This window comes from Streptococcus infantis, from assembly GCF_018499575.1.
In the GTDB taxonomy this organism is placed as follows: Bacteria; Bacillota; Bacilli; order Lactobacillales; family Streptococcaceae; genus Streptococcus; species Streptococcus infantis_K.
Genome location: NZ_JAHDAP010000001.1, coordinates 999,281 through 1,012,524, shown reverse-complemented (window position 1 = coordinate 1,012,524; position 13,244 = coordinate 999,281). Strand labels below are relative to the sequence as shown.

The window sequence follows — 13,244 nt, the reverse complement described above, 5'->3', positions numbered from 1 at the left end:
ACGCTGTTTGCTGAGCTTGACTCCGGGCAGTGTGGCTATTTTTTTGCACCAGTGAGAGGAAGCAAGGCATGACAAATCACATTGTACTATTTGAACCCCAGATACCACAAAATACAGGTAATATTGCTCGTACTTGTGCAGCGACGAATGCACCCCTTCATATTATTAGACCTATGGGATTCCCAATTGATGATCGTAAAATGAAGCGAGCTGGGCTCGACTATTGGGACAAGCTTGAGATTTATTTCTATGATAGTTTAGATGAATTTATGGAAAAAATGAATGGTCAACTTTACCTGATTTCCAAATTTGCAGAAAAGGTCTACTCAGATGCAGACTTTACGGCAGAAGGGAGTCACTATTTTCTCTTTGGACGCGAAGATAAGGGCTTGCCTGAAGATTTTATGCGTGAACATCCAGAAAAAGCTCTCAGAATTCCTATGAATGATGAACATGTTCGTAGTCTGAATGTATCTAATACAGTATGTATGATTGTCTACGAGGCTCTCCGTCAGCAAAACTTTGCAGGCCTTGAATTAGTTCACACCTATGAAATGGATAAGTTGAAATAAAATAGTTATAAGATATCAAAAGCTTGCGCTTGCATGCTTTTTTTGTTATCATAAAAGGGTCTTCAGGGCTGGGTGAAATTCCCGACCGGCGGTGACTTTTACTAGCTATTTTGGCTTACTCGTCGTTGTCTTGTCTCGATATACTTTAGTATTATCTTTGACTGCGACGCCTAGATTAATCCAAAATATCTTCGTAAAAGAAGTCCGCGAGCGCAAGCTGATGTGGTGAGATTCCACAACCGACAGTATAGTCTGGATGGGAGAAGACGAAAGGATGGCTTTGTCTATTCTGCTTCATTATAATAGAAATAAAACCGGTTTCTTTGTAAGCTTAGGTTATTTTTTGAGATAGTTAAGAGAGTAGATAGAGAGAAACTTTCCAACTTCTTCTGATTTTATAGAAAATTGGAGGAACCTGTTATGACAAACACACGTCGACTTTCGACCATTGCAATTTTATCAGCACTTTCATTTGTGTTGATGTACTTTGACTTTCCGCTCTTGCCTGCGGCGTCCTTTTTGAGGATTGAATTCAGTATCTTACCTGTCCTTGTGGGCTTGGTGGTCTTGGATTTACCAGCAGCTTTAGGAGTGCTATTCCTTCGGTCCTTGCTGAAAATCCTTCTGAACAACCAAGGAGTTAGTACCTACATTGGTTTGCCGATGAATATCGTAGCCTTAGGAGTCTTTGTTCTTGCTTTTGGTCTGATTTGGAAAAAAGAGCGTACAACCATGCGTTTTGTCCTAGCTTCATTAGCCGGAACGATTGGTCTTACTATAGCGATGCTCGTTCTAAACTACGTTTATGCTGTACCTTTGTATGCAAAATTTGCTAACTTCGATATTGAGAATATTTTAGGACTTAGTAATTACTTGTTGACAATGGTCTTGCCATTTAATTTGATTGAAGGTCTTATTTTTGCCATCTCATTCTGGTTATTATTTGTCCTTCTAAAACCAACTTTGAAACGCTATGAAAAATAAACAAACATTTTTAACAAAGGGCTCTTTTGCCCTTTTACTATTTGTGATTCTGGGTTATGTAGTTAAGTTTTATCCAGAACAATTGATACCATTTGATTCGTCTATTCAGACAGCAATCCGTGGAGATTTACCAGCTATATTAACAACTATCTTTCGTGGAATTACTCGTCTGATTGACTTACCAATCGTTATTTCTTGGGCAATTCTATTGACTGTTATTTTTTATCTGAAAAAGTGGAAGTCAGAAAGCCTTTTAGTAGCTGGCAATCTTAGTTTGGCTGGAATTTTAATTGTGTCCTTAAAACACCTCTATCAACGTCCGCGACCAGATATTTTACATTTAGTGGAGGAAAAAGGATTTTCTTTCCCTAGTGGTCACTCGCTAGCAGTAACCCTCCTAATCGGTTCTCTAATTATCATTGTGGGACAGAGAGTGAAAGATAGGACTGTAAAGCTCATTCTCCAGATTTTACTGGGAATCTACCTAGTAAGTGTAATCATTTCCAGAGTCTATCTGGGAGTTCATTACCCATCAGATGTTCTTGCAAGTCTCTGTCTGGGTCTTGGAATTCTACTCATTGAATTTCCATTTTATGACAAACTTCGCTTTCAATGGCGCTTTACAGGCAAACAAAAGTAGGGTTTAACCCTTCTTGAGGAGATAAAAATGGAAGTCAAGATAAAAGATCTTCATCCGACCCAACTATACTTATCAGAAAAGAAGTTGCAAGATATCCAGATGCTTTATCAGTCGGTAGAAAAGCCAAGTATTAATCCAATCAGTGTTCTTGCATTTGGAGATCGGTTGCTGATTACAGATGGGCATCACAGAGCTTACCAAGCTTTGTTAGCTGGTCAAAATACGATTTCTGCTGAGTGGGATAAAGATGGTGGTAATGAACTATATCATCTCTATGCGCAAGTTTGCGAGGAAAGAAAGATATACTCTGTTCTGGATTTAAAAAATCGTATCATACCTCAAGATGAGTATGAAGCAAAATGGTACAATTGGTGTGATGGTTTTAATCAAGCAGCGAAGCAGTTGTTAGGAGCAAAAAAAGATGCCAAAGATTATTCAGATAGATGATTCCCTACGTCTAGTTCCCTATTTTTTAACAGATCATCGTGATGCAGCTTTATCCTGGTATCAAGATGTGGATTTGGTGGAACTGGTAGATGGCATTAGAATTCCCTATAGTTTGGAAAAATTAAATGCCATGTATTCCTATTTAGAGGAACACGGGGATTTGTTCTGGATTGAGTTTCGAGAAAAGGGAGAGTGGCTTCCGATTGGGGATGTCACCTTATCTCTGGAGAATATTCCTATTGTGATTGGTAATCCAACTTACCAGCATCAAGGACTTGGATGTAAGGTTTTGAAGACTTTGATTGATCTAGCTCGACAAAGAGGATGGAAAGAATTAAAAGTTCAGGAAATCTATGATTTCAATTATGCCTCCAGACGATGTTTTGAGTCCCTTGGATTTGTAGAAAGTGGAAGTACTGAAAAAGGGACAAGCCTGCTCTTAAAGCTGGACTCCTACAAAATTTAGTATCCCTTATAATCGCTCAAAACAGAGCGGTTTTTTGTTTGTAGTTCAGAACTCTTTCACGAAAGAAATAATAGCCAAATTCAGTAATAAAATTTCTCTAAAAATAGGATTTTTCTCTTGCATTTGAGATAGATTAGTGTATAATAGTAGGGTATGTGTAAAACATACTTGTGGGAGGTAAAAATCTCTAAATTACCGCCAAAACCACAAAGGAGGATTTAAAAATGGCTAAAAAAGTCGAAAAACTTGTAAAATTGCAAATCCCTGCTGGTAAAGCTACACCAGCTCCACCGGTTGGACCTGCTCTTGGTCAAGCTGGTATCAACATCATGGGATTCACAAAAGAGTTCAACGCTCGTACAGCTGACCAAGCTGGTATGATCATTCCAGTTGTTATCTCAGTATACGAAGATAAATCATTTACTTTCGTTACTAAAACACCACCAGCTGCTGTTCTTTTGAAAAAAGCTGCAGGTGTTGAAAAGGGATCAGGTACACCTAACAAAACTAAAGTTGCTACAGTTACTCGTGCACAAGTACAAGAAATTGCAGAAACTAAGATGCCAGATTTGAACGCTGCAAACATTGAGTCTGCAATGCGTATGATCGAAGGTACTGCTCGTTCTATGGGATTCACTGTTGTTGACTAATCAATAACTTCCCTATATAACCCGCAAGACTTCATCATTTCGAGAAGTGACGTGGGAGATGAAAATCGATTGAACCACTTACAAGGAGAATAGAAAATGGCTAAAAAAAGCAAACAACTTCGTGCTGCTCTTGAGAAAATCGACAGCACAAAAGCATACAGCGTAGAAGAAGCTGTAGCTCTTGCAAAAGAAACTAACTTTGCAAAATTTGACGCAACTGTAGAAGTTGCTTACAACTTGAACATCGACGTGAAAAAAGCTGACCAACAAATCCGTGGAGCAATGGTATTGCCAAACGGTACTGGTAAAACATCTCGCGTTCTTGTATTTGCACGTGGTGCAAAAGCTGAAGAAGCAAAAGCTGCTGGTGCAGACTTTGTTGGTGAAGACGACCTTGTTGCTAAAATCAACGACGGTTGGTTGGACTTTGACGTAGTTATCGCTACACCTGACATGATGGCTCTTGTTGGACGTCTTGGACGTGTCCTTGGACCACGTAACTTGATGCCAAACCCTAAAACTGGTACTGTAACAATGGATGTTGCTAAAGCAGTTGAAGAGTCTAAAGGTGGTAAAATCACTTACCGTGCTGACCGTGCTGGTATCGTACAAGCTATCATCGGTAAAGTTTCATTTGAAGCTGACAAGTTAGTTGAAAACTTCAAAGCATTCAACGAAACAATCCAAAAATCTAAACCAGCTACAGCAAAAGGAACTTACGTAACAAGCTTGACAATCACAACTACTCAAGGTGTTGGTATCAAGGTTGACGTTAACTCACTTTAATCAGTAAATAATCGAAAGGTTGAGACAAAATGTCTCAACCTTTTTCTATTAAAAACTAAAAATACGTATAATTTTTCGAATCAATTTGATATTGTAAAGTATCTAGATAGAAAATTCAGAAAATTTCTTCTTTTGTCTTGAAAATTTTTGAAAAAATGGTATTATAGAAACAAGTCATTTTAAGAGAACAGAAAGGGGAACAATGGAGAAAATCATTTTAGATTCACCAAAGTCGGGATCAGAACTTGTTTTGGAAACGCTCCGTGACCTAGGAATCGATACGATTTTTGGTTATCCAGGCGGGGCTGTATTGCCTTTATATGATGCTATTTATAATTTTAAAGGCATTCGCCATATTCTAGGTCGGCATGAACAAGGTTGTCTTCATGAAGCAGAAGGTTATGCTAAGTCAACAGGGAAACTTGGTGTCGCAGTCGTCACAAGTGGACCAGGAGCTACCAATGCCATTACTGGTATTGCAGATGCTATGAGTGACAGTGTTCCCCTTTTGGTCTTCACTGGTCAGGTGGCAAGAGCGGGAATCGGTAAGGATGCTTTCCAAGAAGCAGATATTGTTGGAATTACCATGCCGATTACCAAGTACAACTACCAGGTTCGAGAGACAGCGGATATCCCACGTGTGATCACAGAGGCCGTACATATTGCAACTACGGGTCGTCCAGGTCCAGTTGTTATTGACTTGCCAAAAGATGTTTCGGCTCTTGAAACGGACTTTGTCTATTCATCAGAAATAGATTTACCAAGTTATCAACCAACTCTTGAGCCTAATGAGATGCAAATCAAGAAGATCTTGAAGCAACTCTCTAAGGCTAAAAAACCTGTCTTGTTAGCTGGTGGTGGTATTAGTTATGCTGAAGCTGCTGCGGAGTTAAATGAATTTGCAGAGCGCTATCAAATTCCTGTTGTTACCAGTCTTTTGGGACAGGGTACAATTGCAACTAGCCATCCACTATTTTTGGGAATGGGTGGAATGCATGGTTCCTTTGCAGCTAATATCGCAATGACAGAAGCTGATTTTATGATTTCGATTGGTTGTCGTTTTGATGATCGTTTGACTGGTAATCCTAAGACATTTGCGAAGAATGCCAAAGTAGCGCATATCGATATCGATCCAGCAGAGATTGGTAAGATTATCGCTGTTGATATCCCAGTTGTTGGAGATGCGAAAAAGGCCTTGCAGCAGTTGCTAGCTGAGCCAATCGTTCGTAACAATACTGAAAAATGGATTGAAAAAGTTACCAAAGATAAGAATCGTGTTCGTTCTTATGATAAGAAGGAGCGTGTTGTCCAACCACAAGCAGTTATTGAACGTATAGGCGAATTGACTAAGGGTGATGCTATTGTCGTAACTGACGTCGGCCAACACCAAATGTGGACAGCTCAATACTATCCATACCAAAACGAGCGTCAACTCGTAACTTCAGGTGGTCTAGGAACCATGGGATTCGGAGTTCCTGCAGCCATTGGAGCAAAAATTGCCAATCCAGATAAGGAGGTCGTGCTCTTTGTCGGTGATGGTGGTTTCCAAATGACCAATCAGGAATTGGCAATCTTGAATATCTATAAGATTCCAATCAAGGTCATCATGCTCAATAACCACTCGCTTGGGATGGTTCGTCAATGGCAAGAAGCCTTCTATGAAGGACGAACATCAGAGTCGGTCTTCGATAGCCTCCCTGATTTCCAATTAATGGCGCAGGCTTACGGGATTAAAAATTATAAATTTGATAATCCTGAAACCTTAGAAAAGGATTTGGAAGTCATCTTGGAAGATGTACCAATGTTTATCGAGGTAGATATTTCTCGTAAAGAGCATGTTTTACCGATGGTACCAGCTGGTAAGAGTAATCATGAGATGTTGGGGGTGAAGTTTAATGCGTAGAATGTTAACAGCCAAACTTCAAAACCGGTCAGGAGTTCTCAATCGTTTTACCGGTGTCTTGTCTAGACGCCAAGTCAATATTGAGAGTATCTCGGTAGGGGCGACAGAAAATCCTAATGTGTCACGGATTACCATTATCATTGATGTTGCATCTCACGATGAAGTGGAGCAAATCATCAAACAACTCAACCGTCAGGTCGACGTGATTCGTGTCCGTGATATCACAGATAAACCGCACCTCGAGCGCGAAGTTATTTTGGTAAAGGTTGCAGCACCAGCTGAGAAGCGAGCAGAAATTTTAGCTATTATCCAGCCTTTCCGTGCAACTGTGGTCGATGTGGCTCCGAGCTCTATTACCGTTCAGATGACTGGGAATGCAGAAAAGAGTGAAGCTTTGATTCGGGTTATTCGACCATACGGTATCAAGAATATCGCTCGTACGGGTGCAACTGGTTTTACCCGCGATTAATACTCTTCGAAAATCAAATTCAAATCACGTCAGCTTTGCCTTGCCGTACTCAAGTACAGCCTGCGCCTAGCTTCCTAATTTGCTCTTTGATTTTCATTGAGTAAAAAATAACTTAAATTTGTTAAACCAGCCTAAAAGGCAATAAATATAGAAAAGAGAGAAAAACTATGGCAGTTCAAATGGAATACGAAAAAGATGTAAAAGTAGCAGCACTTGATGGTAAAAAAATCGCTGTTATCGGTTATGGTTCACAAGGTCATGCTCACGCTCAAAACTTGCGTGATTCAGGTCACGATGTGATTATCGGTGTTCGTCCAGGTAAATCTTTTGATAAAGCAAAAGAAGATGGTTTTGATACTTATACAGTAGCAGAAGCAACTAAATTGGCTGATGTTATCATGATTTTGGCACCAGACGAAATCCAACAAGAATTGTACGAAGCAGAAATTGCTCCAAACTTGGAAGCTGGGAATGCAGTTGGATTTGCGCATGGTTTCAATATCCACTTCGAATTCATCAAAGTTCCTGCAGATGTAGATGTCTTCATGTGTGCTCCTAAAGGACCAGGACACTTGGTACGTCGTACTTACGAAGAAGGATTTGGTGTTCCAGCACTTTACGCTGTCTACCAAGATGCAACAGGAAATGCTAAAAACATCGCTATGGACTGGTGTAAAGGTGTTGGTGCAGCACGCGTTGGTCTTTTGGAAACAACTTACAAAGAAGAAACCGAAGAAGATTTGTTTGGTGAACAAGCAGTTCTTTGTGGTGGTTTGACTGCCCTTATTGAAGCTGGTTTTGAAGTCTTGACTGAAGCTGGATATGCTCCAGAATTGGCTTACTTTGAAGTGCTTCACGAAATGAAACTCATCGTTGACTTGATCTACGAGGGTGGATTCAAGAAAATGCGTCAATCAATTTCTAACACAGCTGAATACGGTGACTACGTGTCAGGTCCACGTGTGATTACTGAACAAGTGAAAGAAAATATGAAAGCAGTTCTTGCTGATATCCAAAATGGTACATTTGCTAACGACTTTGTCAACGATTACAAAGCTGGACGTCCAAAATTGACTGCTTACCGTGAACAAGCAGCGAACCTTGAAATTGAAAAGGTTGGTGCAGAATTGCGTAAAGCAATGCCATTTGTTGGTAAAAACGACGATGACGCATTCAAAATCTACAACTAATTTTTGAGAATAAAAATAGAAGGCGAGTTGGGGGGTACCTAACCCGCTTTTTATCTTGAAAAAGAATCAAGGAGAAGATTATGCTTAGTGCAAAAGATGTGGTGAAGGCCCACAAGGTTCTGAGTGGTGTAGTAGTCAATACACCACTAGAATATGATCATTACTTATCAGAAAAATACGGAGCTAAAATTTATCTCAAAAAAGAAAATGCTCAACGAGTTCGGTCGTTTAAGATTCGAGGAGCTTATTATGCTATCTCACAATTGACTAAGGAAGAACGTGAGCGCGGAGTTGTCTGTGCTTCAGCTGGCAATCACGCTCAAGGTGTTGCCTACACTTGTAACGAGATGAAGATTCCTGCAACAATCTTTATGCCCATTACAACACCTCAACAAAAAATTGGTCAGGTTCGTTTCTTTGGTGGAGATTTTGTAACTATCAAATTGGTAGGAGATACCTTTGATGCTTCGGCTAAGGCAGCTCAAGAGTTTACAGTCGCTGAAAATCGTACCTTCATCGATCCTTTTGATGATCCTTATGTTCAAGCAGGACAAGGAACAGTAGCTTATGAAATTTTAGAAGAAGCGCGAAAAGAATCCATTGATTTTGATACTGTCTTGGTTCCTGTAGGAGGTGGAGGACTCATTGCAGGAGTTTCTACTTATATAAAGGAAACGAATCCTGCTATTGAAGTTCTTGGTGTAGAAGCTAACGGAGCTCGTTCCATGAAGGCGGCGTTTGAGGCTGGAGGTCCCGTTAAACTCAAAGAAATTGATAAGTTTGCAGACGGGATTGCTGTGCAGAAGGTTGGACAGTTGACCTATGAAGCAACCCGTAAAAATGTTGAAACGCTTATCGGAGTGGACGAAGGCTTAATCTCTGAGACCTTGATTGATCTTTATTCTAAACAAGGAATTGTAGCTGAGCCTGCTGGTGCTGCTAGTGTGGCGGCTCTGGAAGTACTGTCAGACTATATAAAAGGAAAGACCATTTGTTGCATTATCTCTGGAGGAAATAACGATATCAACCGTATGCCAGAGATGGAAGAGCGTGCCTTGATTTACGATGGTATCAAGCATTACTTTGTAGTCAACTTCCCACAACGTCCAGGGGCTCTTCGAGAATTTGTAAATGATATCTTGGGGCCAAATGATGATATCACTCGTTTTGAGTATATTAAACGTGCCAGCAAGGGAACAGGACCTGTCTTAATCGGGATTGCTCTTGCTAACAAGCATGATTATGCGGGCTTGATTCACCGAATGGAGAAATTTGATCCGTCTTATATTAACTTGAATGGGAATGAAACTCTATATAATATGCTTGTTTAATATCCTATAAAATTTTTATCATATCATTTGCCTAACCTATATATGAGTGCTATAATGTAAGTGAAGAAAGGGGGAGATTCCCATGGTTTTACAAGTTTTACTTGTTCTAGTGATTCTAATGCTTATTGTAGGAGCTGTGTTAGTGAGCTCTGTTTATGTCGTTCGTCAACAATCTGTTGCAATTATCGAACGATTTGGTAAGTATCAAAAGTTAAGTAATAGTGGTATTCATCTACGGGCACCATTTGGCATTGACAAAATTGCAGCTCGTGTGCAGCTACGCCTTTTACAAAGTGAGATCGTGGTTGAAACCAAAACCCAAGATAACGTTTTTGTGACTATGAATGTCGCAACTCAGTATCGTGTAAATGAGTTAAACGTTACAGACGCTTACTATAAATTGATGAGACCTGAAGCTCAAATCAAATCTTATATTGAAGATGCATTGCGCTCATCTGTTCCTAAGTTAACTTTGGATGAATTGTTTGAGAAAAAAGATGAAATTGCATTAGAAGTTCAAAAGCAAGTAGCGGAAGAAATGTCAACGTATGGGTATATTATCGTTAAGACGCTCATTACCAAAGTTGAGCCGGATGCAGAAGTCAAACAATCAATGAACGAGATTAATGCTGCCCAACGTAAGAGAGTGGCAGCTCAAGAATTGGCTGAAGCAGATAAAATTAAGATCGTTACAGCGGCAGAAGCTGAGGCAGAAAAAGATCGCCTCCATGGTGTGGGGATCGCAGAGCAGCGGAAAGCAATTGTTGATGGACTTGCTGATTCTATTAAAGAGTTAAAAGGAGCCAATGTCGAATTAACTGAAGAACAAATTATGTCAATCCTATTAACCAATCAGTATTTGGATACATTGAATAATTTTGCAGATAAACAAGGAAATAATACAATATTCTTGCCAGCAAATCCTAATGGAGTTGAAGATATTCGAACCCATATATTATCAGCTTTGAAAGCTAAATAATTACAATCTTAACGCAATAATGTTATTAATATATGTGTTTTAATTGACAAACACTATAAAAACATATAGAATGAGATTGCGTAAAGAAAAAAATAGGAGAATAACATGGCTAAGTCTAACTTTGAAAAAGTAGAAGCAGTTGTTAGCTGGGTTCGTGATAAGAAAATCACAGGCTATCGTATTTCTAAGGAAACGAATGCCCGTGAGATGTCTATCATTGCTTTGGCTCAAGGACGTGCAAAAGTTAAAAACATTTCCTTTGAAACAGCCCTCGGCTTAATTGATTTCTACAATAAAAATCATGAAAAATTTGAAGATTAGTCTTTGGATATAGGCAGGTTCGAAAAGAATCTGCCTTTTCATTTTTGGAAATAAAAAAAGACTGCCATTGCAGTCTTTCTTCTTATCGAAGATAGCGTTGTAAAAATTCTCTTGTACGTTCTTCTTTGGGATTAGTAAATAGATCTTCTGGTTTGCCTTCTTCTGCAATGACACCTTTATCCATAAAGATGACGCGGTTTGATACATCGCGAGCAAATTCCATTTCGTGGGTTACAACAATCATGGTCAAGCCTTCTTGAGCCAAATCTTGCATGATTTTGAGAACTTCACCGACCATTTCAGGGTCAAGAGCTGATGTAGGCTCATCAAAGAGAATGGCATCAGGATTCATAGAAAGTGCACGAGCAATGGCAACACGTTGCTTTTGACCACCAGAAAGTTGTTTAGGTTTTGCTTGCCAGTAACGTTCTCCCATGCCAACTTTTTCAAGATTCTCTTTAGCAACTTTCTCTGCTTCTGAGCGATCACGTTTGAGTACAGTTGTTTGGGCAACAATTGTATTTTCAAGCACGTTGAGATTTTCAAAAAGGTTGAAGGACTGAAAGACCATTCCTAGTTTTTCACGATAATGAGTGAGGTTATAGCCTTTTTCGAGGACGTTTTCGCCGTGATAAAGGATTTCACCTTCAGTTGGTGTTTCAAGTAAGTTGATTGAACGTAGGAAGGTTGATTTACCACTACCGGAACTTCCGATGATAGAAATAACTTCACCTTTATGAATAGTGAGAGAGATGTCTTTTAGGACCTCGTTTTGTCCATAGGATTTTTTGAGGTGTTTGATTTCAAGAATGGGTTGATTCATTATTTCAAATCCTCCGTTTGCATTTGGTTAGCACCTGTAGTATAGGTATCCATATCCATCCGTTTTTCGATATAGCGGAGGATACGTGTCACTGTAAAGGTGAGGACAAAGTAAATAACTGCGATGATGGTAAAGGTTTGGAAGTATTGGTAGGTTTGTGTCGCTACCGTATTTCCTGAGAAGTAAAGTTCTACAACAGAGATAACATTCAATACAGAAGTATCCTTGATATTGATAACAAACTCATTACCAGTTGCAGGTAGGATGTTGCGAACTACTTGAGGTAGAACGATCTTACGCATGGTTTGATTGTGAGTCATACCAAGTGCAGTTGCCGCTTCAAATTGTCCCTTGTCGACAGCCAAAATACCACCACGAACGATTTCGGTCATGTAGGCACCGGTATTAATCGAAACGATAAAGATAGCAGCGAGAGTGCGATCCAGGTTGATTCCGAATGCTTGAGCAGTTCCATAGTAGATAACCATAGATTGTACAATCATAGGTGTTCCACGGAAAATTTCAATATAGATATTGAGAATCCAACCAACTAGGTTTTGAATGACGTAAATAAATTGATTTTCAGATTGAGGTGCCGTACGGAAGACACCGATAGCAAGACCGATAACGAGACCAACGATGGTACCGATTATTGAAATTAAAAGTGTGATTCCAGCACCACGCAAGAGTTGCTGCCAGTTTTCAGTTAGAATTTTAGCAACTTGGCTAAAGAAATTACTACTGTTTTCTTCTGTCGTTGTAGATTCGGCAGGTTGCTCCTTTATCATACGGTCCATGAGCGCAACTTGCTCATCTTTAGAAATGGTTTCGATACTAGCGTTGATTTGGCTGATACGGTCATCATCTTTACGAAGACCGATAGCGATAGAGGTATCTTCTTCTCCAGTTTTAAAACCAGGTTCAGGTTGAATCATTTTGAACTTGGCGTTGGCTGACTCGGCAGTGAGAGCCTCAGGACGTTCAGAAACATAGGCGTCGATGACACCAGCTTCAAGAGCTTGACGCATTTGTGCAAAATCACCCATAGCTGTTTCTTTTTTAGCTCCTGGGATTTGTGAAATCAAATCATAAAGATAAACACCTTGTTGAGAAGTGATTTTAGCACCTTCAAAGTCATTTAAGCTAGTAGCATTAGCATAGCTAGAGTCTTTTTTCACTAAGAGAACAGGCTCACTAGTGTAGTAACTGCTTGAGAAGGCAATTTCTTGCTTACGTTCAGCAGTTGGGCTCATACCAGCAATAATCATATCGATCTTGCCAGAAGTCAGAGCTGGAACGAGTCCTTCCCATTTTGTTTTCACAATCAGTGGTTCTTTGCCGAGGTCTTTAGCGATTTTTTTTGCAATTTGAACATCATAACCATTAGCATATTGGTTTGTTCCATCAATCTTGACAGCGCCGTTACTGTCGTCGTCTTGAGTCCAGTTAAAAGGTGCGTAAGCTGCTTCCATCCCAATGCGTAAATATTCATCGGCTCGGACCTGGCTAACTAGTCCTAGAGTCAGGGCTAAGCTAGCAAGGATAGATAAGCATAATTTTTTCATGTTTTCTCCTATTTCTAGTCTAAAAATGGCTCCCTCTATTGTATCTAAAAATGGTAAGATTTTCAATACAAGTAAACCTTAAGTTCTAAAAAATGATATAATAGTGAAAAAACATGAA

15 protein-coding genes and 1 riboswitch are annotated in these 13,244 nt (G+C 39.6%); of the genes, 13 read left to right on the top strand and 2 right to left on the bottom strand.

The annotated features are described in order from the left end of the window. Nucleotides 1-68 precede the first annotated feature (68 nt). The 13 genes from KJR31_RS04920 to KJR31_RS04860 all read left to right on the top strand — a co-directional run bounded on the left by KJR31_RS04920 (nucleotide 69) and on the right by KJR31_RS04860 (nucleotide 10,738). The gene (locus KJR31_RS04920; protein ID WP_214262339.1) at nucleotides 69-572 is read left to right on the top strand and encodes a tRNA (cytidine(34)-2'-O)-methyltransferase; all 504 of its coding nucleotides are present in this window, start codon (nucleotides 69-71) and stop codon (nucleotides 570-572) included. A 54-nt stretch (nucleotides 573-626) separates the two neighbouring features. Continuing rightward, nucleotides 627-844: riboswitch (FMN riboswitch) on the top strand. 148 nt (nucleotides 845-992) lie between these two features. After that, a complete protein-coding gene (locus KJR31_RS04915; RefSeq protein WP_214262338.1) occupies nucleotides 993-1,556 on the top strand; it encodes an ECF transporter S component in 564 nt (187 codons plus the stop codon). Then, entirely contained in the window at nucleotides 1,546-2,196 is a 651-nt protein-coding gene (locus KJR31_RS04910) for a phosphatase PAP2 family protein (protein WP_214262337.1), read from the top strand. Before KJR31_RS04915 ends, KJR31_RS04910 begins: the two co-directional genes overlap by 11 nt. 27 nt (nucleotides 2,197-2,223) lie before the next feature. Beyond that, nucleotides 2,224-2,643, top strand: a complete 420-nt coding sequence (locus KJR31_RS04905; protein WP_214262336.1) for a ParB N-terminal domain-containing protein — start codon at nucleotides 2,224-2,226, stop codon at nucleotides 2,641-2,643. Continuing rightward, nucleotides 2,618-3,109: a GNAT family N-acetyltransferase gene (locus tag KJR31_RS04900; protein ID WP_214262335.1), complete on the top strand. Its 492-nt coding sequence runs from the start codon at nucleotides 2,618-2,620 to the stop codon at nucleotides 3,107-3,109. The genes KJR31_RS04905 and KJR31_RS04900 overlap by 26 nt, the downstream gene beginning before the upstream one ends. Before the next feature lie 224 nt (nucleotides 3,110-3,333). Then, nucleotides 3,334-3,759, top strand: coding sequence for a 50S ribosomal protein L11 (gene rplK, locus KJR31_RS04895; protein ID WP_001085808.1), 426 nt, complete (start codon nucleotides 3,334-3,336; stop codon nucleotides 3,757-3,759). Nucleotides 3,760-3,855: 96 nt separating this feature from the next. Then, nucleotides 3,856-4,545, top strand: coding sequence for a 50S ribosomal protein L1 (gene rplA / locus KJR31_RS04890; protein ID WP_178895389.1), 690 nt, complete (start codon nucleotides 3,856-3,858; stop codon nucleotides 4,543-4,545). A gap of 202 nt (nucleotides 4,546-4,747) precedes the next feature. Continuing rightward, nucleotides 4,748-6,448: an acetolactate synthase large subunit gene (locus KJR31_RS04885; RefSeq protein ID WP_214262334.1), complete on the top strand. Its 1,701-nt coding sequence runs from the start codon at nucleotides 4,748-4,750 to the stop codon at nucleotides 6,446-6,448. Further along, nucleotides 6,441-6,917: an acetolactate synthase small subunit gene (gene ilvN, locus KJR31_RS04880; RefSeq protein ID WP_214262333.1), complete on the top strand. Its 477-nt coding sequence runs from the start codon at nucleotides 6,441-6,443 to the stop codon at nucleotides 6,915-6,917. Before KJR31_RS04885 ends, ilvN begins: the two co-directional genes overlap by 8 nt. A 167-nt stretch (nucleotides 6,918-7,084) precedes the next feature. Next, complete coding sequence (gene ilvC / locus KJR31_RS04875) at nucleotides 7,085-8,107, top strand: ketol-acid reductoisomerase (RefSeq protein ID WP_006147961.1); 1,023 nt, start codon at nucleotides 7,085-7,087, stop codon at nucleotides 8,105-8,107. An 80-nt stretch (nucleotides 8,108-8,187) separates the two neighbouring features. Continuing rightward, nucleotides 8,188-9,438: a threonine ammonia-lyase IlvA gene (gene ilvA / locus KJR31_RS04870; protein ID WP_178895386.1), complete on the top strand. Its 1,251-nt coding sequence runs from the start codon at nucleotides 8,188-8,190 to the stop codon at nucleotides 9,436-9,438. Between the two features lie 82 nt (nucleotides 9,439-9,520). Beyond that, entirely contained in the window at nucleotides 9,521-10,417 is an 897-nt protein-coding gene (locus KJR31_RS04865) for an SPFH domain-containing protein (protein ID WP_178895385.1), read from the top strand. 105 nt (nucleotides 10,418-10,522) lie between these two features. After that, a complete protein-coding gene (locus tag KJR31_RS04860) occupies nucleotides 10,523-10,738 on the top strand; it encodes a hypothetical protein (RefSeq protein WP_004251963.1) in 216 nt (71 codons plus the stop codon). 82 nt (nucleotides 10,739-10,820) lie between these two features. Here KJR31_RS04860 and KJR31_RS04855 read toward each other — a convergent pair whose 3' ends face one another. Both KJR31_RS04855 and KJR31_RS04850 read right to left on the bottom strand, forming a co-directional pair. Next, a complete protein-coding gene (locus tag KJR31_RS04855) occupies nucleotides 10,821-11,561 on the bottom strand; it encodes an amino acid ABC transporter ATP-binding protein (protein ID WP_214262332.1) in 741 nt (246 codons plus the stop codon). Beyond that, complete coding sequence (locus KJR31_RS04850; RefSeq protein ID WP_214262331.1) at nucleotides 11,561-13,126, bottom strand: ABC transporter substrate-binding protein/permease; 1,566 nt, start codon at nucleotides 13,124-13,126, stop codon at nucleotides 11,561-11,563. Before KJR31_RS04850 ends, KJR31_RS04855 begins: the two co-directional genes overlap by 1 nt. Nucleotides 13,127-13,244: the final 118 nt, after the last annotated feature.